Below are 23667 nucleotides of genomic sequence, written 5' to 3' on the forward strand. Positions count from 1 at the left end.
GTAAAGCCCCCATGGCCGAGAAAAAAGGCTCCTCCAGCGAAAAAACGCTTTACTGTTCGTTCTGCGGCAAAAGCCAGCACGAAGTGAAGAAGCTGATCGCCGGTCCGTCGGTCTTTATCTGCGACGAATGTATCGACCTGTGCAATGAGGTGATCCGGGACGAATTGCCCCCGGGCGACGCGAATCGCGAGGCGCGTACCGATTTGCCGACGCCCGCCGAAATCAAGGCAAACCTGGACAACTACGTCATTGGCCAAGAAATTGCCAAGCGCACTCTGGCAGTGGCTGTTTACAACCACTACAAGCGCCTGCGCTACAAAGACAAGGCAGGCAAGGACGAGGTGGAGCTGTCCAAGAGCAATATCCTGCTCATTGGTCCCACGGGTTCGGGCAAGACGCTGCTGGCGCAGACTTTGGCACGCATGCTGGACGTGCCTTTTGTCATGGCCGACGCCACGACGCTGACGGAGGCAGGCTATGTCGGCGAGGACGTGGAGAACATCGTCCAAAAGCTGCTGCAAAGCTGTAACTACGAGGTCGAGCGCGCCCAGCGCGGCATTGTTTATATCGACGAGATCGACAAGATCTCGCGCAAATCCGACAATCCCAGCATTACGCGGGATGTGTCGGGTGAGGGCGTGCAACAAGCCTTGCTCAAGCTCATCGAGGGCACCATGGCCAGCGTGCCGCCCCAAGGCGGGCGCAAGCACCCCAACCAGGATTTTCTGCAAATCGACACGACCAACATCCTGTTCATTTGCGGCGGCGCGTTCGCGGGCCTTGAGAAGGTCATTGAGAACCGCACCGAGGCCTCAGGCATCGGTTTTGGCGCGGCCGTCAAGAGCAAGAAGCAACGCTCATTGTCGGACGTGTTCCAGGAAATCGAGCCCGAAGATCTCATCAAGTTCGGCTTGATTCCGGAGCTGGTCGGGCGTATGCCTGTAGTCACGGCCCTGGCCGAGCTGCATGAAGATGCACTGGTGCAGATCCTGATCGAGCCTAAGAATGCCCTGGTTAAGCAGTACAGCAAATTGCTGGCCATGGAGGGTGCCGAGCTGGAAATCCGGCCTGCAGCCCTCAAAGCCATTGCCCGCAAGGCCCTGGCACGCAAGACGGGCGCACGTGGTTTGCGTTCTATTTTGGAGCAGGCGCTCCTGGGCACCATGTTTGACTTGCCCAATACAAGCAATGTGGACAAGGTGGTGGTGGATGAGTCCACCATCGATGAAAACAAGCCACCACTGCTGGTGTACCGCGAAGCAGCGAAAAAGGCTTGACTACACGGCGTGGGCGTTGTGGCGCCCATGCCCGTCACGAGCCCCTGTGTCGGCATTTTGCGCACCAGGGGTTGAAAGTTTCTGTCTGCGGACCATATTCCCTGTAGTTTCATGAGGATCTCCATGTCCGGACACGTCCCCCTTTCTGCTACACCCCTCGAGCTGCCGCTGTTGCCGCTGCGCGATGTCGTTGTTTTCCCTCACATGGTCATTCCCTTGTTCGTGGGGCGCCCCAAGAGCATCAAGGCGCTGGAGTTGGCCATGGAGACCGACCGCCGCATCATGCTGGTGGCTCAAAAGGCAGCAGCCAAGGATGAGCCCTCGGTCACCGATATGTTTGATGTGGGCTGCATCTCGACCATCCTTCAGATGCTCAAGCTCCCTGATGGCACCGTGAAGGTGCTGGTCGAGGGTCAGCAGCGTGCCTCGGTGGGTGCGATCGAGGATGCCGATTCCCATTTTTCTGCGACGGTGACGCCGGTTGAACTGGCAGAAGGCGAGCACCGCCCTAGCGAAGTTGAGGCACTGCGCCGAGCCGTAATGCAGCAGTTTGACCAGTATGTCAAGCTCAACAAGAAGATCCCGCCCGAAATCCTGACCTCGATCTCCAGCATTGATGACCCGGGCCGCCTGGCCGACACCATTGCCGCGCACCTGCCGCTCAAGCTGGAAAACAAGCAGGCCGTGCTCGATCTCTCGGATGTCAAGGATCGGCTTGAAAACCTGTTCGAGCAGCTCGACCGTGAAGTGGACATCCTCAACGTCGATAAGAAAATCCGTGGCCGCGTCAAGCGCCAGATGGAGAAAAATCAGCGCGACTTCTATCTGAACGAACAGGTCAAAGCCATTCAGAAAGAGCTGGGTGAAGGTGAAGAGGGCGCTGACCTGGAAGAGGTCGAGAAAAAAATCAAGCAGGCCAAGATGCCGGCCGAAGCGCGCAAGAAGGCCGAGGGCGAGCTCAAGAAGCTCAAGTTGATGTCGCCCATGTCGGCCGAGGCCACCGTGGTGCGCAATTACATCGATGTGCTGGTGTCGCTGCCTTGGAGCAAGAAAACCAAGATCAAACACGACCTGGGCCATGCCGAAACGGTGCTCAACGAGGACCACTACGGACTGGAGAAGGTCAAGGACCGCATCATGGAATACCTTGCCGTGCAGCAGCGCGTGGACAAGGTCAAGGCGCCCATCCTGTGTTTGGTGGGGCCACCGGGTGTGGGTAAAACCTCGCTGGGCCAGTCCATTGCCAAGGCCACAGGGCGCAAGTATGTCCGCATGGCGCTAGGCGGTATGCGCGACGAGGCTGAAATCCGTGGCCACCGCCGCACCTATATCGGTGCCATGCCGGGCAAGGTGCTGCAAAGCCTGGGCAAGATCGAAACGCGCAATCCCTTGTTTTTGCTCGATGAGATCGACAAGTTGGGCACAGACTTCCGGGGCGATCCGTCGAGCGCCCTGCTGGAGGTACTGGACCCCGAGCAGAACCATACCTTTGGCGACCACTACGTGGAGGTGGATTTCGATCTGAGCGACGTCATGTTCGTCGCCACCTCGAACTCGATGAACATTCCGTCGGCGCTGCTTGACCGTATGGAGGTCATCCGCCTGTCGGGCTACACGGAGGAAGAGAAAACCAATATCGCCATGAAGTACCTGCTGCCCAAGCAGCTCAAAAACAATGGCGTGAAGGACGAGGAGCTGCAGATCACCGAAGCTGCAGTGCGCGACATGGTGCGCTACTACACCCGCGAAGCCGGTGTGCGCTCGCTCGAGCGTGAGCTTTCCAAAATCTGCCGCAAGGTGGTCAAGGCACTGTTGCTCAAGAAGCTGGAGCCACAGGTGGTGGTCACGGCTGACAACCTTCCAGATTTTCTGGGCGTGCGTAAGTACACCTTTGGGCGGGCAGAGCAAAAGAACCAGGTTGGTCAGGTCGTTGGGCTGGCCTGGACCGAGGTGGGTGGTGATTTGCTGACCATCGAGGCAGTGACCATGCCAGGCAAGGGTGTCATTACCCGCACGGGTTCACTGGGTGATGTGATGAAGGAGTCGGTTGAGGCAGCGCGCACCGTGGTACGCAGCCGTGCGCGCATGCTGGGCATCAAGGACGAAGCCTTCGAAAAGAAGGACGTGCACATCCATGTGCCCGATGGCGCGACTCCCAAGGATGGCCCGAGTGCTGGCGCAGCGATGGCTACGGCTTTTGTGTCGGCGCTGACTGGCATTCCCGTGCGTGGTGATGTGGCAATGACTGGTGAAATCACGCTGCGCGGTGAAATCACGGCCATCGGGGGCTTGAAGGAGAAGCTGTTGGCCGCCCTGCGTGGAGGCATCAAGACAGTGTTGATCCCCGAAGAAAATGTCAAAGATTTGCAGGAGATTCCGGACAACGTCAAGAGCGGCCTGGAGATCGTGCCGGTGAAGTGGATCGACAAAGTGCTGGACGTGGCGCTGGAGCGCCAGCCCGTGCCTCTGACCGATGCCGAGGTGGCTGCCGCTGCTGCTGTGGTGGCGGTCGCGGCGGCACCGTCAGTGGCCGTGTCGGTGGAATCTGTAAAACATTGATGATTTTTTCTGGCGCCCTTAAAAAATTGCGCTACAATACCTTCACTGCAGACAAACGTTATACAATGTGAGGCTGTAGTAAATGCGGGAATAGCTCAGTTGGTAGAGCGCAACCTTGCCAAGGTTGAGGTCGAGAGTTCGAGACTCTTTTCCCGCTCCAATTTTCAAAAAAGGGAAGCAATTGCTTCCCTTTTTTATAAATTACACGGTTCTCTGGCGCGGTAGCAAAGCGGTTATGCCCCGGATTGCAAATCCGGTTAGTCCGGTTCGACTCCGGACCGCGCCTCCAAAAATATTCCCCAATAAAAAGCCGCTGGCTCTATCGAGAGCGCAGCGGCATTTTTATTGCCGACGCGCGGAACGCGCCGTGCGCCTTCAGAAATCCATGACCAAAGCGACGTGAAAGCTGCGCCCAGGCTGGGTATAGGCATCGTTGGTAGTAGATGCTGCCGTCAGGCCATAGACGTCGGGCCACATCCAGTATTTCTGGTTGGTGAGGTTGTGCACTGCCAGATTTAAGCGCATGTTCTTCTGAAAGCGCCATTGCGCGGACAGGTCGAGCGTTGTTGCCGATGGAATGGTGAACTGCGTGTTGGGTAGCTTGACAGAAGATGCGCTGTCGATGTCCTTGCTTGCTTTGGCTGCATGGTGGCGCATGTCGAGACGCATGCCCCAGGCAGCGGTGTCGTACTTGACGCCCAGGGCCAGCTGCGCCGGGTCAATCGAGTTGATCGGTTTTCCGGTAGCGCGGTTTACGCCGCGCGTTTTCCCGTAAGAGAACGGGGTTGCCCAGCGTCCGCCGGCATAACGTCCCCAATCGTATTGGCCCTTGACTTCGAAGCCGCTGATGCGCGCACGCTCAGTGTTGATGGTCTGAAAAATGCGAGGATCTGCAGCCGTGCCTGTGCCCCGTATAAGCACAGTGTCCATGATGAGGTTCGAATAGTTGCTGGTGAACGCTGCCACATCCAGGCTCAGGCGCTCCATTCGGCCACGTACGCCAACTTCAAATCCCCGGCTCTTCTCAGGCTTGAGGTTGGGGTTGGGGATGATGACGACCTGTTCCGCCATGTTTTCATAGTAGCCATTGACCTGACCCGCGTCAGGGGCACGGAAGCCGGCTGAGTACTGGCCGAACACGCTCCAGATAGGTGTGGCACGGTACAGCGCACCGATTTTCGGTGACAGGGCAGATCCCGAGAGTGACTGGCCGGGCTGTTTCGCAGGTGGGGAGAAACCGGCTTGGCTGGTGACATTGAGATCGAAGTGGTCGAAGCGCAAACCGGGGGTCAAGCTCCAATTTCCATACACCGATTCGTCCTGCAGATACAGCGCGCTCGTGGTCTCACGGGTATCGGGGAATCGCTTGAGAGGAAACACCTCGGGCGGCAGTGGCTCCAGGCCTGTGTACACATTGCTGATGTCGCTGCGCACGTGGTCCAGTCCGTAGGTGATTTTGTGGGCCCAGTCGCCACTGCGCAGTGTTTTGTCGGCCTGTAGACCGGCTTGCCAAGTCTTTTCGCTGTAAGAATTGTCACGTACGCGCAAGGGCAGGGTATTGCGCACGCTGGTACCCAGTTGGCGCGATGCGGCATGCTGCACGGCAATCAACGTCTGGGCGGTGTCGGCCCAAGGCGCGCCCAGGTCGAAGTGGGCATTCCAGGTCAGGCGGTCGCGCTCTAGCGAGCGCGTAGAGTATTCGTCCACGATGGCTCCTGCGATCTGGGCGGGTGTGCCCCGCAGCGGCAAGGGTGCGCGGCTTGAAAGCAGGTTGACATCCGTTTTCTTTTCCACATGTTCCAGCGTGAAGATGTGTCGTTGCCCGGCATGTGGCCGCAGCACGATCTTTCCGAGTAATGCGTTGTCGCGGTCGCGCTGTGGATTGGGCTGGGTGCGGTTGCTGTTGGGCTCGCCATTGCTGCCCATGTTGTCCATGGCGTGGGCGCCGTGCGTGGTGGCGGTCAGCATCCACTGCAGGGTATCGCTGGCTTGACCGGCCACCGTACCAGCCAGCGTGTGACCGTTGTCATCGCCGCTCCAGCCTGCAGACACGCGGCCCCCCAGGGTGCGTGGCGCGCCACCATCTTTGGACGCCAGGAAATCGGTTGGCTCCATCGTGATGAAGTTGACCAGTCCGGCCATGCCGTCGGAGCCATACAGGGCGGACGCCGGGCCACGCACCACTTCAATCCGCTTGAGCAGTTCCAGCGACAGGTATTCGCGGTCGAATGTGGTGGTGCGGAAGGCATAACTGCGCGGCATGCGCACACCATCGACCATCAGTAAAACCCGGTTGCCCCCCAAGCCGCGGATGTTGATGCCCACGTTGCCATCCCGCCCAGCGCTGGCGGTGGTGCCGCCCACCGAAAACCGGGAGGGGGATCGCTTGACCGATGCATTGGGCAAATCCTGCAGGGCTTCCCGCAGGGTACGGTTTTGCTGGTCACCCATCGCACGCGCGTCGATCACATCGAACGACAGCGGTAGATCGTCCGCTGCTTTTTCGTTGCGTGAGCCACTGACCACCACTTCGCCCAGGGTAGCTGGTGCGCTATGGGTTTGCGCGCTGCTCTGTGCTTGGGCCGTGCTCAGGGCCAGGCCGGCAAGCCAAAGCAGTGCGACCAAGCTGCGCAGGGGCGCAGCCTTTTGTCGGCGGTGAAAATTCAATGCGAACATGGAGTTTTGGGAGTGGTCGGCACGTCCGAGTGGCGCCGTTGTTGAATTATTGGGGGTCGTGATTGCATAAAGTTGCAGATCACGTGTGAATTTGCTCTGGATCAATGAATGACCTTATCATCAGTAGGAATAATATAGGAAAGCCCCGCTGGATTAGTCGTCGCAGCCCTCAGCGGGCAGTCCCTTGAAGGGTCTCTCCTTCTGGGCAGCGGCATATAAGGAGTCTTTCCATGACAACCCGCAAGCTGGCGCAACTCACGGCCCTGGCACTTTCCACGCTGGCACTGGCTGCCACGGCCCAAGGCACGAATAAGCCGGGCATGTCTGCCCCTGAGGTGAATTACCAGGCAGGTTCGTCGCCATTGGGTGACGTGCCCATGTACCAGAGTTCGAACCCCAAGGCGCCGAAGATGACGCAGGCCGAGTTTGATCGGGCCCGTCAAATCTATTTCGAGCGCTGCGCTGGTTGCCACGGCGTGTTGCGCAAAGGTGCTACCGGCAAACCCCTGACACCCGATATCACGCTGGAAAAGGGCACGGATTACCTCAAGGTTTTCATTGCCTACGGCTCACCCGCTGGTATGCCTAACTGGCAAACCTCCGGTGAAATGACCGAAGCCGATGTGGATCTGATGGCTCGCTACGTGCAGCAAGATCCCCCTGTCCCGCCGGAATTCGGTATGGCAGACATGAAGAAGACGTGGAAGGTTGTGATTCCTCCGGACCAGCGTCCGAAGAAGAAGATGAACAACTACAACATCAGCAACATCTTCTCGACCACGCTGCGCGATGCGGGTGAGATTGCGCTGATTGACGGCGACACCAAGGAAATCATCAGCGTTCTGAAGACTGGCTATGCCGTGCACATCTCGCGCATGTCGGCCTCGGGCCGCTACTTGTTCGTGATTGGCCGCGACGCCAAGGTGAACATGATTGACATGTGGATGGAAAAGCCCGACACCGTGGCTGAAATCCGCACGGGCCTTGAAGCGCGTTCGGTCGAGAGCAGCAAGTTCAAGGGCTTTGAAGACAAGTACGCGATTGCCGGAACCTATTGGCCGCCCCAATTCGTCATCATGGATGGCGACACGCTGGAGCCCCTCAAGATCGTCTCGACCCGCGGCAACGTGGTGGGCACGCAGGAATACCACCCCGAGCCCCGTGTGGCCTCCATCGTGGGCAGCCACTTCAAGCCTGAGTTTGTCGTGAACGTCAAGGAGACCGGCAAGACGCTGATGGTGGATTACTCCGACCTGAAGGCACTGAAGATGACCGAAATCGGTTCGGCTCCTTTCCTGCATGATGGCGGTTTGGATTCCACCAAGCGTTACTTCATGGTGGCGGCCAATAACAGCAACAAGATTTCGGTTTTTGACCTGAAAGAAGACAAGCTGGCGGCCATCGTCGATGTGGGCAAGATTCCCCATCCCGGCCGCGGCGCGAACTTCACGCACCCGAAATTTGGTCCTGTTTGGGCTACGGGCCACTTGGGTGACGAAACGATCTCTTTGATCGGCACCGATCCCAAGAAGAACAAGCAGTACGCTTTCAAGGAAGTGGCCAAGCTGACAGGCCCTGGCGGTGGCGCTCTGTTTATCAAGAGCCACCCCAAGTCCAACCACCTGTATTCGGATGCGCCTCTGAATCCTGATCCGAAGATTTCCCAGTCGGTGGTGGTGTACGACATCAAGAACCTGGAAAAGGGCTATGTCACGCTGCCGATCGCCGAGTGGGCAGACATCAAGGACGACGGTGCCAAGCGCGTCGTGCAGCCTGAGTTCAACAAGGCCGGCGACGAAGTCTGGTTCTCGGTGTGGAGTGCCAAGAACAAGATCAGCGCAATGGTGATCGTGGACGACAAGACGCTCAAGCTGAAGAAGGTGATCAAGGATCCACGTCTGATTACGCCTACCGGCCACTTCAACGTGCACAACACGCAGCACGACGTGTATTGATCGTGCAAATGCGCGCGCAGGCCTCTGGGCCTGTATCGTGCAACGAGGCCACCGATCCCTGAGGATTTGGTGGCCTTTTTTGTTTATGGGGTGGAAGTTGCCTCGGGCGCTGCCAGTTGCGCCAGAACGCCCAACATTTCCTGCGCCCAGGCGATGGAGCCTTGCTCGTACAGAATGCCCTTTTTCAGGATCATGTGCTGGATTTGTGCGTGGCGGGAAAGCGTGCGGCCGACTGGAAAATCGCGCATTTCAATGGTTTGGTAGTGCGCCAGCTTTTCGCGGTGGAGTTGCAGGTGGCGCGCCAGTTCCGGGCGCAGGTCTATTTCCGACAACACAGCGTCTGCGCGCAGCTTGACCATGAATTCATCGCGCAGGTCCATGGGTGCCGAGGGCTGCTCCGCCCAGCGTGCCAGCTCCTCACGACCCGCCACCAGGACCCGATATTCCTTCTTTCGCGTTTTGCCTGCATCGGCTGGGATGCTGCTGGCGATCCAGCCTGCGCCTTCCATGCGGGCCAGTTCGCGGTAAATCTGCTGGTGCGTGGCGTGCCAGAAATAGCCAATCGATTTGTCGAACCGCCGCGCCAGATCGTAGCCCGAGGAGGGTTTTTCGAGCAATGACGTGAGAACAGCATGGGCCAGCGACATAGGCAAAGTGTAGCGTCGTCAAAAAACTATGCACCTGGTTGCATAAATAAAAAAACGCCCGTACACTTTTGTGCAACTGGTTGCATAGACAACTGGATTTTCCTACTTCCACAAGGATTCCACGATGACCGCCTTCCCCCACATGCTCGCGCCCCTCGATCTGGGCTTCACCACCCTCAAGAACCGCGTGCTCATGGGTTCCATGCACGTCGGCCTGGAAGAAGCCAAAGACGGCTTTGCCCGCATGGCCGCCTTTTATGCCGAGCGTGCGCGTGGCGGTGTCGGCTTGATCGTGACGGGCGGCATTGCACCCAACGACCGCGCACGCCCCATGCCGGGCGGTGCTGCCATGACCACCCAGGCCGAGGCGGACAAGCACAAGGTGGTGACGCAGGCGGTGCACGATGCGGGGAGCAAGATTTGTATGCAAATCCTGCATTTTGGCCGCTACGCCTACCACCCCGAACTGGTGGCGCCCAGCGCTTTGAAAGCGCCCATCAGTCCCTTCCGTCCGCATGCGTTGACGAGTGAAGAAGTCGAGCAGACGATTGAAGACTACGCCAATGCCGCTGCCCTGGCGCAAAGCGCTGGCTATGACGGTGTGGAAATCATGGGCTCCGAGGGCTACCTCATCAATGAGTTCATCGCCCAGCAGACCAACCACCGTGACGATGAATGGGGTGGCCCGTATGCCAGCCGTATCCGTTTCCCGCTGGAAATCGTGCGGCGCACGCGCGCCCGGGTGGGGGCCAACTTCATCCTGATCTTCCGCCTCTCCATGCTGGATCTGGTAGAAGGCGGCTCCACCACCGAGGAGGTGATCGAACTGGCGCAGGCGCTGGAAAAAGCGGGCGTTACCATCCTCAACACCGGCATCGGCTGGCACGAGGCGCGCATTCCAACAATAGCCACCAAGGTGCCGCGCGGCGCGTTTGCCTGGGTCACGCAGCAGCTCAAAGGCAAGGTCGGTATTCCGCTGGTCGCGACCAACCGCATCAACACACCCGAAGTGGCCGAAGAGATTCTGGCGGGCGGCATGGCCGACATGGTGAGCATGGCGCGGCCCTTCCTGGCCGATCCCGAGTTCGTCAACAAGGCGGCTGCCGGCCAGTCAGACCAGATCAACACCTGCATCGGCTGCAACCAGGCCTGTTTGGACCACACCTTTGGCGGCAAGATCACTTCGTGCCTGGTCAATCCGCGCGCCTGCCACGAAACCATTTTGGTGATGCAGCCCTTGACCCGCAAAGAGCGCGTTGCTGTCGTGGGTGCCGGCCCGGCAGGTTTGGCGTTTGCTACCGAAGCAGCGCGCCGGGGCCTGGATGTGACGCTGTTCGATGCGGCGCAGGAGATTGGCGGCCAGTTCAATATCGCCAAGCAGGTGCCGGGCAAGGAAGAGTTCTACGAGACCTTGCGCTACTTCGGCAAGCAGATCGAGCTGACGGGCGTCAAGCTCCAACTGGGCCGCAAGGTGGCAGCGCACGATTTGGTCGCTGAGGGCTTCAAGCAGGTGGTGCTCGCCACCGGCATCGTGCCGCGCACACCGGAAATTGAGGGTGTGAACCATCCCAAGGTACTGAGTTACCTCGATGTCTTGCGCGACAAGAAAACTGTGGGCAAGAACGTGGCCGTGATTGGCGCGGGCGGCATTGGCTTTGACGTCTCCGAATACCTGCTGCACGAGGGCGTAAGCCCCAGCCTGAGCAAGCCGAAGTTCTTCGCCGAATGGGGCGTGGACACCACGGGCGCCAACCGGGGCGGCTTGCAAGAAGCCCACCTGGGCGAGATTCCCCGCAAGATCTACCTGCTGCAGCGCAAGACCAGCAAAGTGGGCGAGGGCCTGGGTAAGACCACCGGCTGGATTCACCGCACCTCACTCAAGAATCGCCATGTGGAAATGGTCCCCAGCGTGCAGTACCGCAAGGTGGACGACGCCGGCCTGCACATCACCGTGGACGGCAAAGACAGCGTGCTGCCGGTGGACAACGTCATCCTCTGCGCCGGGCAAGACCCGCAGCGCGAACTGCAGGCCGCACTCGAAGCCGCAGGTTGCACCGTGCACCTGATTGGCGGCGCCGACAAGGCGGTCGAACTCGACGCTAAGCGGGCCATCCAACAGGGCACCGAACTGGCACTGCGCCTGGACCCTTCTGCGAAGAAGGAAGAAGCCCCGCAGGCCAAGGGCTTCGCTCAGATGCTGACGCCGAGGGTGGCTGAGAGCCTGGCGAAATGGCATGCCATGGTGGCTGAGGCTAGCCTGGCCGAGCTGCCCTCCATCCTGCACCCCAAGGCGGTTTTTCGCTCGCCCATGGCGCACACGCCGTACCCGAGCGCACAGGCGGTGCAGCTGATTCTGGGTACGGTGGTCAAGGTGTTTGAAGACTTCGCCTACCACCGCGAAATGGCCAGTGCCGACGGCAAGAGCGTGGTGCTGGAGTTCAGCGCCAAGGTGAACGGCAAAGAGCTCAAAGGCATCGACATGATCCAGTTCGACGACGAAGGAAAAATCGTCGACTTCGAAGTCATGGTGCGCCCCATGAGCGGCCTGCAGGCCCTGGGTGACGAGATGGCCAAGCGCCTGGCGCCCTATCTGGCCGCCATGAAGGGCGCCAAGGCATAACGAAACGCTACTTAATTGATAGCTTGTAACGCTTGCTGAACAAGCGTTAGAGGCCAAAAAACTTAAATATTGGAGTCCTCCATGCAATTTGAAACGCTGACCGTCTCGCTGGAAAACCACATCGCTACTGTGCGCCTGAACCGCCCGGACAAGGCCAACGCCATGAATGCCGCCATGTGGCAGGAGATCCGCCAGGCATTTCAATGGATCGATGCCACCCCCGAGGCCCGCGTGGCCGTGCTGCAAGGCGAAGGCAAACTCTTCACCGCCGGCATCGACCTGCAAATGATGATGGGCCTGGGCCCGCAGATCCAGAACGACTGCGAAGGGCGCAAGCGCGAGGCGCTGCGCCGCGTCATTCTCGACATGCAGGACACGCTTACCAGCCTGGAGCGCTGCCGCAAGCCCGTGCTGGCTGCGATCCATGGCGCCTGCGTGGGCGGTGGAATCGACCTCATCACCTGCGCCGACATGCGCTACGCGAGCAGCGACGCCTACTTCACCATCAAGGAAATCGACATCGGTATGACGGCCGACGTCGGCACGCTGCAGCGCCTGCCCAAGCTGGTGGGCGAGGGCATCACACGCGAACTGGCCTACACCGGCCGCAAGTTTGATGCGGCAGAAGCCAAAGAGATGGGTCTGGTGAACCGTGTTTTCGACTCGCGAGATGCCCTGTACGCAGGTGTGCAAGAGATTGCCGCCACCATTGCCGCCAAGTCACCGCTGTCGATTCGCGGCACCAAGGAAATGATCACCTACGCCCGCGACCACTCGGTGGCCGACAGCCTGAACTACATCGCCACCTGGAACGCGGCCATGCTGATGAGCGAAGACCTCACCGCTGCAATGACGGCCAGCATGACCAAGCAGACGCCCAGCTTCAAGGACTGAGCGCCGCCGGTGGGCGGCCGCGGCACTTATTTGGTGCCAAAAATCCGGTCGCCCGCATCGCCCAGCCCCGGCAGGATGTAGCCGTGGTCGTTCAGCTCGCGGTCGATGGCCGCCGTGTAGATGGGTACGTCGGGGTGGGCCTTTTGCATTGTCGCAATGCCTTCGGGAGCGGCCAGCAGGCAGACAAACTTGATGGACTTGGGGTGTGTCTGCTTGAGGCGCGCCACGGCGGCGGCGGCCGAATTGCCGGTGGCCAGCATGGGGTCCACCACGATGATGTCGCGCTCTTCCATCTCGGACGGCATCTTGAAGTAGTACTCCACCGGCTGCAGCGTGGCCGGGTCACGGTACAGGCCAATGTGGCCCACGCGCGCGCCGGGAATCACGTTGAGCATGCCGTCCAGAAAACCATTGCCGGCGCGCAAGATGGAGACCAGCACCTGCTTCTTGCCGTCGATGACCTTGCCGGTCATGGTCTCCAGCGGTGTTTCAATCTCGATGTCCTGCAACGGCATGTCGCGCGTGACTTCGTAGGCCATCAGCGTGCTGAGTTCGCCCAGCAGGCGGCGAAAGCTGTTGGTGCTGGCGTCCTTGCGGCGCATCAGGGTCAGCTTGTGCTGTACCAGGGGGTGGTCGATGAGGTGGACGTTGCTCATGGGGGAAAACTCGGTGGATAAAAAGCAGGTTTCAGTCTGCCAGAAAGCGGGCGTAGCGCGGCAGGTCGACGTTGCCGCCGCTGATGATGATGCCCACGCGGGAGCCGCGGATGTCCAGCCCGGCATGCCGTGCACCCGCCAGGGCCAATGCGCCAGTGGGCTCGACCACGATCTTCATGCGCTCAGCAAAAAAGCGCATGGCTTGCACCAGTTGCTCGTCGCTGGCGGTAACGATGCCTTCGGCCTCTCGCTGGGCGATGTCAAACACCATGGGGCCGAGTGCCTGCGCTAGCGCTCCGTCGGCAATGGTGCTGCGCGGCAGCGGGATACGCACGATGTGTCCGGCCCGCAGCGATTGCTGGCCGTCGTTCGCTACTTCGGGCTCCACGCCGTAAACACGGCACAGCGGTGCCACGGCCTTGGTGGCCAGCAGGCTGCCTGCCAGCAGCCCACCGCCGCCCACGCCCACGAACAGGTAGTCCAGCCGGGGCACTTCTTCCAGCAGCTCCAGTGCAGCGGTGCCTTGCCCGGCGATAACGTGGCGGTTCTCTGAGGGGGCGATCAGCACCATGCCGCGCTCCAGGGCCAGTCGCTGGCAAATGATTTCGCGGTCTTCGGCGGCGGGGTCGTAGGTCAACACCTGGGCGCCGTATTCGCGCGTGGCGGCCATTTTGGCGGTGGGCGCGTTGTCGGGCATCAGCACCAGCGCCGGCATGTCCAGCAGCCGTGCGGCCAGGGCGATGGCCTGTGCGTGGTTGCCTGCCGAAAAGGTGATGACACCGCGTTCACGCTGGTCTGCGTCCAGCTGGGCCAGCGCGTTGAAGGCCCCCCGGAACTTGAAGGCGCCGGTGCGCTGCAGGTTTTCGCACTTGAAGAACAGTTGCGCACCCAGCATTTCATCGATCGAGCTGGAACGCAGCACGGGCGTGCGGTGCGCAACACCCTTGAGCTTGTGGGCGGCCTCCACGACATCGTGGGCGGTCGGTGCAATCAGGTCTGGCAGGACGTTCATGTCAGTTTCCTCGGGCCATGGGCGCAGGTGTTGCGCCGAGAGGTATCTTAGGGTGAACCACGGTGTTTAGCAAAGAAAATACCCTGTAGCGCTTGTAAATAAAGCGCTTGCAGCTATGGATTTTGATGAATCAATCGCCATCACCGCTGTCGCCGTCATCGCCAAAGCCACTATCGCCGCCATCACTGCCGCTGGTTTTTCTTCGTGCGGGTTCGGCGCCCCCAAAGTCCAAGAAGTTGCCAGTGAAATTGCTGTCCGAAAAATCGGTGCCGAAGTACGGCGTGCCTGCGGGTCTGTGGTGGCCATCGGGCTTGGCGATACCCTGGGGCCCAGGCGCATAGTGAAAACCGTCGGGTATGGCCAGCTTGGTATCAAGCGCAAACAGCAGGGGGAGGCGGCTCGGGAGTCGCGGGTGGATCGCTTCGTCCTTGCAGGCCCAGTACCAGGCGCGGCGCAGCCCATCGTTGTGGTGGGCCTTTTTGCCCAGCACCTGGGCGGGTGAGTGTTCGGGTACGTAGCCCAGCGCGTTCTGGCACCAGTGCTGATAGGCCTGGGGAATTTGGCTAAAGGCGTTCCACAGGGCGTCCACGGCGCGCGAGGGCATGGCCACAAAATGCTTGTCACTGCGCAGGCAGGCCATGAAAAACTGGCGCAGGCCGCGCTCAACCAGGTCGGCGTCCTTGGGGCTCAGCAGCGGATAGGTGTCGCGCAGTTTGCGCTTGAGGAGCTGGGGCAGGGGGGCTTCGCGTATGAAACGTTCGCGCACGGCCAGCGCCCAGCGCCGGGCACCCATGACGGCCAGCAGCGTGCAAACCAGGTAGACGGTCCAGCGCCCCTCGGGCTCCCACCAGCCTACCGGTACGCCGACCAGTGCGATGACCCAGGGGACGGCGGCCAAAGGCACCAGAAGGCCGGAGACCCGCAGCAGCAGGTGTTCAAAACCGGTCATGGTCGGTGCCACTTTGGCGCTTGCAAGCATGGTGTTATCGCTTTCGTCCGCCAAAGATGCTGCCCAACACGCCGCGCAAAATTTCGCGGCCCAGCGTGGTGCCCATGGTGCGCACAGCGGACTTGGCCATGGTTTGCGCCAGTCCATCGCGCTGGCCGCCGCGCGGGCCTGTGGTGCCAAACAAGACATCGTTCAGGCCACCCATCATTCCACCGCCTTCGTTGGCAGGGGCCGGGGGAGTGCCTTTGTTGCTGCCTGTCGGGGCTTGTGTTGCGGCGGCGGCGGCGCGGCTCTTGAGTTTTTCGTAGGCTGACTCCCGGTCGACGGTGTTTTCGTAGACACCCGCCACCAGCGAGCCTGCCACCAGGCTTTGGCGCTGCTGCGGCGTGATGGGCCCCAGCTGGCTGCCAGGGAGCAGCACATAAACGCGCTCGGTCACGCTGGGCCGTCCCTTGGCGTCCAGAAGACTCACCAGGGCTTCGCCCACCGCCAGTTCGGTGATGGCTGCCTCAATGTCCAGCCCCGGTTTTTGGCGCATGGTGGTGGCCGTGGCTTTCACCGCTTTCTGGTCGCGCGGCGTGAAGGCCCGCAGCGCGTGCTGCACACGGTTGCCCAGCTGTGCCAGCACGCTGTCGGGGATGTCGAGCGGGTTCTGGGTGACAAAGTACACGCCCACACCCTTGGAGCGCACCAGGCGCACCACCAGCTCGATGCGCTCGATGAGCACCTTGGGCGCTTCGTTGAACAACAGGTGGGCTTCGTCGAAGAAGAACACCAGCTTGGGCTTTTCGGGGTCGCCGATTTCAGGCAATTGCTCGAACAGCTCGGACAGCATCCACAGCAAAAAGGTGGCGTACAGGCGTGGCGAGTTCATGAGCTTGTCGGCCGCCAGGATGTTGACCACGCCCTGGCCGTCCACCGTCTGCATGAAGTCCTGGATGTCGAGCATGGGCTCGCCAAAGAACTGCGTACCGCCTTGTTGCTCGATCTGCAGCAGTCCGCGCTGGATGGCGCCCACACTGGCGGCGCTGATGTTGCCGTATTCGGTTGTAAATTCTTTCGCGTTGTCGCCCACATATTGCAGCATGCCGCGCAGGTCTTTCAGGTCCAGCAGCAGCATGCCGTTGTCGTCGGCAATCTTGAACACGAGGTTGAGCACGCCCAGCTGCGTCTCGTTCAGGTTGAGCATGCGGCCCAGCAGCAGTGGGCCCATGTCTGAAATCGTGGCCCGCACGGGGTGGCCTTGCTCGCCAAAAACGTCCCACAGCGTGGTAGGGCAGGCGCCGGGTGTGGGCAGCTCCAGCCCGCGCTCCTTGAGCACGGCGGCCAGCTTGTCGGCGATCTTGCCGGGCTGGCTGATGCCGGTGAGGTCGCCCTTCACGTCGGCCATGAATACGGGTACGCCGATGCGCGAGAAGTTCTCGGCCAAGGTCTGCAGGGTCACGGTTTTGCCCGTGCCGGTGGCGCCGGTGATGAGCCCATGGCGGTTGGCCAGGCCCGGGAGCAGGTGGCATTCGATGGTGTCGTGCTTGGCAATCAGCAGGGGTTCGGCCATTTCGGGTTTCCTCGGGGGTCGCGGTGCGGGCAAAAGTAAAATCGGGCACAGTAGATTAAATCAATACGAAGGACTTCCCATGGCAGGACACAGCAAATGGGCGAATATTCAGCACCGCAAGGGGCGCCAGGATGAAAAACGCGGAAAAATCTGGACGCGCATCATCCGCGAGATCACCGTAACGGCGCGTGCCGGTGGCGGTGACCTGTCGACCAACCCGCGTCTGCGCCTGGCGGTGGACAAGGCCAAGGCGGCCAATATGCCGGCCGACCGCATCAAATACAACATCGACAAAGCCTCGGGCACGCTCGAAGGTGTGAACTACGAGGAAATCCGCTACGAAGGCTACGGTATCGGCGGCGCGGCCATCATTGTGGATACCATGACCGACAACCGCGTGCGCACCGTGGCCGAAGTGCGCCACGCTTTCAGCAAGCATGGCGGCAACATGGGCACGGAAGGCTCGGTGGCTTTCCAGTTCAAGAACGTTGGGCAACTGATTTTTGCGCCAGGCACCAATGAGGACAAGGTGATGGAAGTGGCACTGGAAGCTGGCGCCGACGATGTGGTCACCGACGAAGAAGGCGCCATCGAGGTGCTGACTGCGCCAACCGAATTCGAGGCCGTGAAAAACGCGCTGGAGGCGGCGGGACTGGTTCCCGCCGACGCAGGCGTCACCATGCGGCCCGACCTCACCATTGAGTTGACCGGCGACGATGCCGAACGCATGCAGAAACTCCTGGACGTGCTCGAAGACCTCGACGACGTGCAGGAAGTCTTTCACAACGCAGCCCTCTGAGTCAGGCGGAAAAATGAAAGTACTTGTCATTGGCGGCGGTGGCCGCGAACACGCCATCGCCTGGAAGCTGCGGCAGTCGCCCAAGGTCACCCAGGTGTATGTGGCTCCGGGCAACGGGGGCACGGCGCTGTCGGCCGATCTGCAGAACATCGATATGACCGATGTGCGCGCTCTGCGCGAATGGGCGCAGAAGGAAAAGATTGGCCTGACCGTGGTCGGCCCCGAGGCGCCGCTGGCCGCTGGCGTGGTCGATGAATTCCGTGCCCATGGCCTGCGCATCTTCGGCCCCACCAAGGCGGCCGCGCAGCTGGAGAGCTCCAAAGCCTTCTCCAAGGCCTTCATGCGCCGCCACGCCATCCCCACGGCCGACTACGACACTTTCACCGACCCGGCACAGGCCCACGCTTTTGTGGACCGCCTGGGCGCGCCCATCGTCATCAAGGCCGACGGCCTGGCAGCGGGCAAGGGTGTGGTGGTGGCCATGACACTGCAGGAGGCCCACGATGCGGTGGACTTCATGCTGGTGGACAACAAGTACGGCGCGGTGCACAACGAAGGGGGGGCGCGCGTCGTCATCGAAGCGTTTCTGGAGGGCGAAGAAGCCAGCTTCATCGTGCTGTGCGACGGCAAGAACGTTGCGGCGCTGGCCACCAGCCAGGACCACAAACGCCTGCAGGATGGCGACCAGGGCCCCAACACGGGCGGCATGGGTGCGTATTCGCCGGCGCCGGTTGTCACGGCCGATGTGCATGCCCGTGCCATGCGCGAAATCATCCTGCCCACCATCCGCGGTATGGAAAAGGACGGCATCCCCTACACAGGCTTCCTGTATGCGGGCCTGATGATCGACGCCCAGGGCCACCCGAAGACGCTGGAATTCAACTGCCGCATGGGTGACCCCGAGACCCAGCCCATCCTGATGCGCCTCAAAAGCGACCTGTGTGAGCTGCTCGGCGCGGCCGTCGATGGCAAGCTCGACCAGGTGGAGCTGCAGTGGGACCGCCGCACTGCGCTGGGCGTGGTGATGGCCGCGCATGGTTACCCCGAGGCGCCGCGCAAGGGCGACGCCATCAGTGGCCTGCCGCAAGACCAGGACGACGCCATGGTGTTCCATGCCGGGACCGAGCTGGTGGACGGCGTGGTGCGCACCAGCGGCGGGCGCGTGCTGTGCGTTACGGCCCTGGGCGACAGCGTGCGCCAGGCCCAGCAGCATGCCTACGATCTGGCACGCGGCATCCATTTCGATGGTGCGCAGATGCGCCGCGACATCGGCTACCGCGCCATCAAGAACCCATGAGTCAAGCCTTCAACACCGAAAGCACCGTGGCCCGTGTGCGCGGCTACCTGGTCGATTTGCAGGCGCGCATCATCGGTGCGCTCGAAGCGGTAGAGGGCGCGCGCGGCGCCCGCGCCGTCACCGACCCCTGGCACAAGGCGCCGGGTGAGTTGCTGCAGGGCGACGGCATTACCCGCATCATCGAAGGCGGCCGCGTGTTCGAGCGCGCGGGCTGCGGCTTCTCGCATGTACGCGGCCCGCAGCTACCGCCGTCGGCCACGCAGCACCGGCTCGAACTGGCCGGTGCACCGTTCGAGGCCATGGGTGTTTCGCTGGTGTTCCACCCGCGCAATCCCTATGTGCCCACGGTGCACATGAACGTGCGCATGATTGCGGCCGGGCATCTCGGCCAGGAGCCCGTGTGCTGGTTTGGCGGCGGCATGGACCTGACGCCGTACTACGGCTTCGAAGAAGATGCCGTGCACTTCCACCGCAGTTGCCGTGATGCCCTGGCGCCTTTTGGCGAGGACAAGTACCCGCGTTTCAAGCAATGGTGCGACGAATATTTTTACCTCAAGCACCGCAACGAGCAGCGCGGTGTGGGCGGAGTCTTCTTCGACGACTTTTCCGAGCTGGGTTTTGAACAAAGCCTGGGCATGACGCAGGCCGTGGGCGATGCCTTTTTGGGTGCCTACCTGCCCATCGTTGAGAGGCGCCAGAACACAGCCTTTGGTGAGCGCGAGCGCGACTTCCAGCTCTACCGCCGGGGCCGCTATGTCGAGTTCAACCTGGTGTGGGACCGGGGCACGCATTTCGGCCTGCAGTCGGGCGGGCGCACCGAATCGATCTTGCTCTCCATGCCGCCGCTGGCGAGCTGGGAGTACCGCCGTGAGGCCCCCGAGGGCAGCCCTGAGGCCGAACTCACGCGCCGCTTCCTGGTGCGGCGCGACTGGCTTTGATGCTGGTCTACTATAATTTCAATAGCTTGAAGCGCTTGCCCCATTTGCCCTGAAGGCCAAAAACACCCAAAAACCCGTGCGGCGCGCATGCGCAACACCTGCGGAGCATTCCGCTGGTGACCTGCGGCGTTGCACGTTATATTGACCTTATCACCTCTGAACCACTGCCTGATGACCACCACCAAAACCTCGGAATCCGCCGCCAAAAAAGACGTCGCCAAACTCCAGCGCGCGATCGTTGATGGCCTGGAAGATGTCAAGGCGCAAGACATCCAGGTCTTCAACACCGAGCACCTGTCGCCGCTTTTCGAGCGCGTCATCGTGGCTTCGGGCACGTCCAATCGCCAGACCAAGGCGCTGGCCGCCAGTGTGCGCGACAAGGTAAAGGAAGCCGGGTTCGTCAAGCCCCGCATCGAGGGCGAAGACAACGGCGAATGGATCATCGTGGACTGCGGCGCCGCCGTGGCCCACATCATGCAGCCCACGATTCGCCAGTATTACCGCCTGGAAGAGCTCTGGGGCGACACCCCGGTGCGCCTCAAGCTCGGCGCTGCCAAGCCCGCGGCCCCGGCTGCGGCCAAGGTACCCGCCAAGACCGCCGCCCGCCGTGCGGCCAAGGCTGCGGCCGAGCAGGGCACTGTGCCCGCCCAGTCCGGCCGCAAGGTGGCTGCCAAGGTCGCCAAGGCCACCGCCGCCAAAACTGCAGCAGCCCCCAGCGCGGCCAAACCTGCCAGCAAACCCGCTGCCAAGGTGGCCCGCAAACCGGCCACCAAGACTGCCGTGAAGACCCCCGCAACCAAAACAGCGGTCAAGACCCCTGTCAGCAAAACGACCGCCAAGCCAGTGGCCAAGGTCACCAAGCCAGCAACCAAGACCACCAAGGTACCGGCCGCCAAGACCCCCATGAAGACCGTGGTGGTCAAGCCGCGTGAGGCCACCAAGCCCACGGGCAAAGCGCCTGCCAAGACGACACGGACCAAGCCCGAGGCCGCTGCCAAGGCCCCCGCCCGTAAAGCACCCGCCCGCAAGGCCTGACCCGGGCCATGCGGCTGCTGATCGTCGCAGTCGGGCAACGGGTGCCCGACTGGGCGCAAACCGCTTACGACGACTATGCCAAGCGGTTTCCGCACGAGCTCAAGGTGGAGCTCAAAGCAGTCAAAACCGAGCCGCGCGGCTCCAAGTCGCTGGAAACCCTCTACGCCGCCGAGCGCGAGCGCATCGAAGCCGCCATTCCCCGGGGCACCCGTGTGGTGGCGCTGGATGAGCGCGGCACCAGCCTGACCACCAAGGCGCTGGCCGAGCGCCTCCAAGGCTGGCAACTGGGCGGGGACGATGTGGCCCTGGTCATTGGCGGGCCCGACGGGCTCGACCCCGGTTTTCGCCAGGCAGCGCACGAGCGCATTCGCCTGTCTGACCTGACCCTGCCGCATGCCATGGTGCGCGTGCTGCTGATCGAGCAGCTCTACCGCGCCTGGTCGGTCAATGCCGGGCACCCGTACCACCGGGAATAGCGCACCTTCTCGTTGTTGTGCTATTGAATATATAGCTGTTAGCGCTTACTGAGTAAGCGCTAGAAGCCTATTTCTATTAAAATTTCCGCATGTCTGCATTCATCTACCTCGCCTCGCAAAGCCCCCGGCGCAGCCAGTTGCTCGACCAACTGGGCGTGCGCCACACCCTGCTGCTGCCCAATGTGGAGGGCGACGTGGCTGAAGATACCGAAGCCATCGAGCTTGCCCTGCCCGACGAGGCGCCTGACGACTATGTGCAGCGCGTGACCGCCCTCAAGCTGGGCGCAGCCGTGCAGCGCCGGGCGCGCCGGGGGCTGCCGGATGCGCCCATCCTGTGCGCCGACACCACGGTCACCATGGGCACCACCCTGTATGGCAAGCCGGTGGACGCGGCCGATGCCCGGCGTATGCTGGCCGAACTATCGGGCCACACGCACCGCGTGCTGACTGCCGTGGCCTTGCAAGCCGGGGCACAGCGCTGGGCGGCGCTGTCGGTCTCGCAGGTCACGTTCGCCGAGCTTTCCCCTGCGCGCATTGCGGCCTATGTGGATTCGGGCGAACCCTTGGGCAAAGCCGGTTCTTATGGCATCCAGGGCCGTGCAGCGGCGCTGATTGCGCACCTGAGTGGCAGCTATTCGGGCATCATGGGCCTGCCGCTGTACGAGACGGCGCAGTTGCTGCGCACCGCAGGTTTTGCCTTCTGAGATCCACAAGTTGTGACACCCCCATGCCCACCATGCAACAAGACATTCTGATCAACTGGTCGCCCCAGGAAACCCGCGTGGCAGTGGTCGAGCATGGCGCAGTGCAGGAGATGCACATTGAACGCACGCTGGAGCGCGGCCTGGTGGGCAATGTCTACCTGGGCAAGGTCTCGCGCGTGCTGCCGGGCATGCAGTCGGCCTTCATCGATATTGGTCTGGAGCGCGCGGCCTTTCTGCATGTGGCCGACGTGTGGCAGCGCCAGGAGGGCGGCGAAGCCCCCATGTTCGCGCGCAAGGGTGAGCCGCAGGTGCCGATCGAGAAGCAGGTGTTCGAGGGCCAGTCGCTGATGGTGCAAGTCATCAAGGACCCCCTGGGCACCAAGGGCGCACGTCTGTCCACGCAAATCAGCGTTGCCGGGCGCCTGCTGGTGTTTTTGCCGCAGGACGACCATATCGGCATCTCGCAAAAAATCCCGGTGGCTGAGCGCGATGCCCTGCGCGCCCGCCTGCAGGCCCTGGTGGGCGATAAGTCCACGGGCGGCGGAGGGGGCTTCATCCTGCGCACCAATGGCGAGGATTCGACCGACGCCGAGCTGGCCGAAGACATTGCCTACCTGCGCAAGACCTGGGCGCGCACCAAAGAGGCCTCGCTGCGCCTGCCGCCCACTTCCCTCTTGCACCAAGACCTGGACCTGCTGCAGCGCGTGCTGCGCGACCTGGTGGGTGAGCACACCCAGGGCATTCGCATCGACTCGGCCGAGCAATTCCACCGGCTGCGCGCCTTTGGCCAGGAGTTCATGCCGGCCGCTGCGGGCAAGCTGCAGCACTATCGTGGCGAGCGCCCCATTTTCGACCTGTATTCCATTGACGAAGAAATCGCCCGGGCACTGGGGCGGCGGGTTGATCTCAAATCGGGCGGCTACCTCATCATCGACCAGACCGAGGCGCTGACCACGGTGGATGTGAACACCGGCGGCTACGTCGGCGCGCGCAATTTTGACGACACCATCTTCAAGACCAACCTGGAAGCAGCGGGCGCCATTGCCCGCCAGCTGCGCCTGCGCAACCTGGGTGGCATCATCATCGTGGACTTCATCGACATGGCGCAAAGCGGCCACCAGGACGCCGTGCTGACCGAGTTTCGCAAACAACTCGCGCGCGACCGCGTCAAAACCATGTCGGGGGGCTTCTCGCAACTGGGCTTGGTGGAAATGACGCGCAAGCGCACCCGCGAATCGCTGGCGCACATGCTGTGCGAGCCCTGCGCCGCCTGCCAGGGCCGGGGTGCCATACGTACGTCGCGCAGCGTGGCCTACGACATCCTGCGCGAAATCCTGCGCGAAGCCCGCCAGTTCAACCCCCGCGAGTTCCGCGTGGTGGCCGCACCGCAGGTGGTGGAGCTGCTGCTGGACGAGGAAAGCACCCATCTGGCGGGTCTGTCGGACTTTATTGGCAAGCCGATCTCATTGCAATCGGAAGCCGCGCTCGGGCAGGAGCAGTACGACATCGTGCTGCTGTGAGGTTTTGTCGGGTGAGTGTTCTGCCCGGCCGCAGTCACAGGCGGGTGTGGAGGCCAGAGTGGATTGGATCGCCGGGGGAAGTGGCCTCGGATTGAACG

Annotated in this window: 17 protein-coding genes, 2 tRNA genes and 1 pseudogene; 14 read left to right on the forward strand and 6 right to left on the reverse strand. The window is 61.7% G+C overall.

The window, feature by feature from the left end; genetic code table 11:
- Positions 1 to 11 precede the first annotated feature (11 nt).
- The 4 genes from clpX (at position 12) to C8D04_RS02555 (ending at position 4125) form a co-directional block, all read left to right on the forward strand.
- Positions 12 to 1277: an ATP-dependent Clp protease ATP-binding subunit ClpX gene (gene clpX / locus C8D04_RS02540; RefSeq protein WP_116003461.1), complete on the forward strand. Its 1266-nt coding sequence runs from the start codon at positions 12 to 14 to the stop codon at positions 1275 to 1277.
- Positions 1278 to 1400: 123 nt separating this feature from the next.
- Positions 1401 to 3836, forward strand: coding sequence for an endopeptidase La (gene lon / locus C8D04_RS02545; protein ID WP_116003462.1), 2436 nt, complete (start codon positions 1401 to 1403; stop codon positions 3834 to 3836).
- Positions 3837 to 3920: 84 nt separating this feature from the next.
- Positions 3921 to 3996, forward strand: a tRNA-Gly gene (locus C8D04_RS02550).
- Between the two features lie 55 nt (positions 3997 to 4051).
- A tRNA-Cys gene (locus C8D04_RS02555) sits at positions 4052 to 4125 on the forward strand.
- An 86-nt stretch (positions 4126 to 4211) separates the two neighbouring features.
- Here C8D04_RS02555 and C8D04_RS02560 read toward each other — a convergent pair.
- Complete coding sequence (locus C8D04_RS02560) at positions 4212 to 6512, reverse strand: TonB-dependent hemoglobin/transferrin/lactoferrin family receptor (protein ID WP_116003463.1); 2301 nt, start codon at positions 6510 to 6512, stop codon at positions 4212 to 4214.
- Between the two features lie 230 nt (positions 6513 to 6742).
- Here C8D04_RS02560 and C8D04_RS02565 point away from each other — a divergent pair, with 230 nt between their 5' ends.
- The gene (locus C8D04_RS02565) at positions 6743 to 8467 is read left to right on the forward strand and encodes a nitrite reductase (RefSeq protein WP_116003464.1); all 1725 of its coding nucleotides are present in this window, start codon (positions 6743 to 6745) and stop codon (positions 8465 to 8467) included.
- 83 nt (positions 8468 to 8550) lie between these two features.
- Here C8D04_RS02565 and C8D04_RS02570 read toward each other — a convergent pair whose 3' ends face one another.
- Positions 8551 to 9114: a PadR family transcriptional regulator gene (locus tag C8D04_RS02570; protein ID WP_116003465.1), complete on the reverse strand. Its 564-nt coding sequence runs from the start codon at positions 9112 to 9114 to the stop codon at positions 8551 to 8553.
- A 124-nt stretch (positions 9115 to 9238) separates the two neighbouring features.
- Between C8D04_RS02570 and C8D04_RS02575 the strand changes: the two are divergent.
- Both C8D04_RS02575 and C8D04_RS02580 read left to right on the forward strand, forming a co-directional pair.
- Positions 9239 to 11257 (forward strand): annotated as a pseudogene (locus tag C8D04_RS02575) (NADPH-dependent 2,4-dienoyl-CoA reductase); the annotation flags it as partial.
- A 558-nt stretch (positions 11258 to 11815) separates the two neighbouring features.
- Positions 11816 to 12628 (forward strand): crotonase/enoyl-CoA hydratase family protein, encoded by an 813-nt coding sequence (locus C8D04_RS02580; protein WP_116003467.1) that lies wholly within the window; start codon positions 11816 to 11818, stop codon positions 12626 to 12628.
- 26 nt (positions 12629 to 12654) lie between these two features.
- Here the strand turns inward: C8D04_RS02580 and upp are convergent, their stop codons facing one another.
- The 4 genes from upp to C8D04_RS02600 form a co-directional block, all read right to left on the reverse strand.
- Positions 12655 to 13284, reverse strand: a complete 630-nt coding sequence (upp, locus tag C8D04_RS02585) for a uracil phosphoribosyltransferase (RefSeq protein WP_116003468.1) — start codon at positions 13282 to 13284, stop codon at positions 12655 to 12657.
- A 31-nt stretch (positions 13285 to 13315) separates the two neighbouring features.
- Positions 13316 to 14296, reverse strand: a complete 981-nt coding sequence (locus C8D04_RS02590) for a threo-3-hydroxy-L-aspartate ammonia-lyase (protein WP_116003469.1) — start codon at positions 14294 to 14296, stop codon at positions 13316 to 13318.
- A gap of 130 nt (positions 14297 to 14426) precedes the next feature.
- Complete coding sequence (locus C8D04_RS02595) at positions 14427 to 15275, reverse strand: hypothetical protein (protein ID WP_233521086.1); 849 nt, start codon at positions 15273 to 15275, stop codon at positions 14427 to 14429.
- Between the two features lie 4 nt (positions 15276 to 15279).
- Positions 15280 to 16800, reverse strand: coding sequence for a helicase HerA-like C-terminal domain-containing protein (locus C8D04_RS02600; protein ID WP_116003470.1), 1521 nt, complete (start codon positions 16798 to 16800; stop codon positions 15280 to 15282).
- 79 nt (positions 16801 to 16879) lie between these two features.
- On the opposite strand from C8D04_RS02600, the gene C8D04_RS02605 reads away from it, so the two are divergent.
- The 7 genes from C8D04_RS02605 to rng all read left to right on the forward strand — a co-directional run bounded on the left by C8D04_RS02605 (position 16880) and on the right by rng (position 23569).
- Entirely contained in the window at positions 16880 to 17599 is a 720-nt protein-coding gene (locus C8D04_RS02605; protein WP_116003471.1) for a YebC/PmpR family DNA-binding transcriptional regulator, read from the forward strand.
- Between the two features lie 13 nt (positions 17600 to 17612).
- Positions 17613 to 18896, forward strand: a complete 1284-nt coding sequence (gene purD, locus C8D04_RS02610; protein WP_116003472.1) for a phosphoribosylamine--glycine ligase — start codon at positions 17613 to 17615, stop codon at positions 18894 to 18896.
- Entirely contained in the window at positions 18893 to 19834 is a 942-nt protein-coding gene (gene hemF, locus C8D04_RS02615) for an oxygen-dependent coproporphyrinogen oxidase (RefSeq protein ID WP_116003473.1), read from the forward strand. Before purD ends, hemF begins: the two co-directional genes overlap by 4 nt.
- Before the next feature lie 171 nt (positions 19835 to 20005).
- Positions 20006 to 20869, forward strand: a complete 864-nt coding sequence (gene rsfS, locus C8D04_RS02620; protein WP_116003474.1) for a ribosome silencing factor — start codon at positions 20006 to 20008, stop codon at positions 20867 to 20869.
- Between the two features lie 8 nt (positions 20870 to 20877).
- A complete protein-coding gene (gene rlmH / locus C8D04_RS02625; protein ID WP_116003475.1) occupies positions 20878 to 21345 on the forward strand; it encodes a 23S rRNA (pseudouridine(1915)-N(3))-methyltransferase RlmH in 468 nt (155 codons plus the stop codon).
- A gap of 89 nt (positions 21346 to 21434) precedes the next feature.
- Positions 21435 to 22049: a Maf family protein gene (locus tag C8D04_RS02630; protein ID WP_116003476.1), complete on the forward strand. Its 615-nt coding sequence runs from the start codon at positions 21435 to 21437 to the stop codon at positions 22047 to 22049.
- Between the two features lie 32 nt (positions 22050 to 22081).
- Positions 22082 to 23569 carry a ribonuclease G gene (gene rng / locus C8D04_RS02635; protein WP_116005972.1) on the forward strand — a complete coding sequence of 496 codons (1488 nt, stop codon included), beginning with the start codon at positions 22082 to 22084 and terminating at the stop codon, positions 23567 to 23569.
- Positions 23570 to 23667: the final 98 nt, after the last annotated feature.

The organism is Simplicispira sp. 125 (genome assembly GCF_003096555.1).
In the GTDB taxonomy this organism is placed as follows: Bacteria; Pseudomonadota; Gammaproteobacteria; order Burkholderiales; family Burkholderiaceae_C; genus Simplicispira.

Excerpts from the sequence above, each read along its gene's own strand:
- C8D04_RS02595 (WP_233521086.1), bottom strand. The coding sequence starts at position 15,275 with ATGCTTGCAAGCGCCAAAGTGGCACCGACCATGACCGGTTTTGAACAC.
- C8D04_RS02565 (WP_116003464.1), top strand. The coding sequence starts at position 6,743 with ATGACAACCCGCAAGCTGGCGCAACTCACGGCCCTGGCACTTTCCACG.
- C8D04_RS02570 (WP_116003465.1), bottom strand. The coding sequence starts at position 9,114 with ATGTCGCTGGCCCATGCTGTTCTCACGTCATTGCTCGAAAAACCCTCC.
- hemF (WP_116003473.1), top strand. The coding sequence starts at position 18,893 with ATGAGTCAAGCCTTCAACACCGAAAGCACCGTGGCCCGTGTGCGCGGC.
- upp (WP_116003468.1), bottom strand. The coding sequence starts at position 13,284 with ATGAGCAACGTCCACCTCATCGACCACCCCCTGGTACAGCACAAGCTG.
- C8D04_RS02600 (WP_116003470.1), bottom strand. The coding sequence starts at position 16,800 with ATGGCCGAACCCCTGCTGATTGCCAAGCACGACACCATCGAATGCCAC.
- C8D04_RS02605 (WP_116003471.1), top strand. The coding sequence starts at position 16,880 with ATGGCAGGACACAGCAAATGGGCGAATATTCAGCACCGCAAGGGGCGC.
- C8D04_RS02560 (WP_116003463.1), bottom strand. The coding sequence starts at position 6,512 with ATGTTCGCATTGAATTTTCACCGCCGACAAAAGGCTGCGCCCCTGCGC.
- C8D04_RS02580 (WP_116003467.1), top strand. The coding sequence starts at position 11,816 with ATGCAATTTGAAACGCTGACCGTCTCGCTGGAAAACCACATCGCTACT.
- C8D04_RS02590 (WP_116003469.1), bottom strand. The coding sequence starts at position 14,296 with ATGAACGTCCTGCCAGACCTGATTGCACCGACCGCCCACGATGTCGTG.
- rlmH (WP_116003475.1), top strand. The coding sequence starts at position 20,878 with ATGCGGCTGCTGATCGTCGCAGTCGGGCAACGGGTGCCCGACTGGGCG.
- lon (WP_116003462.1), top strand. The coding sequence starts at position 1,401 with ATGTCCGGACACGTCCCCCTTTCTGCTACACCCCTCGAGCTGCCGCTG.
- C8D04_RS02630 (WP_116003476.1), top strand. The coding sequence starts at position 21,435 with ATGTCTGCATTCATCTACCTCGCCTCGCAAAGCCCCCGGCGCAGCCAG.
- clpX (WP_116003461.1), top strand. The coding sequence starts at position 12 with ATGGCCGAGAAAAAAGGCTCCTCCAGCGAAAAAACGCTTTACTGTTCG.
- purD (WP_116003472.1), top strand. The coding sequence starts at position 17,613 with ATGAAAGTACTTGTCATTGGCGGCGGTGGCCGCGAACACGCCATCGCC.
- rsfS (WP_116003474.1), top strand. The coding sequence starts at position 20,006 with ATGACCACCACCAAAACCTCGGAATCCGCCGCCAAAAAAGACGTCGCC.
- rng (WP_116005972.1), top strand. The coding sequence starts at position 22,082 with ATGCAACAAGACATTCTGATCAACTGGTCGCCCCAGGAAACCCGCGTG.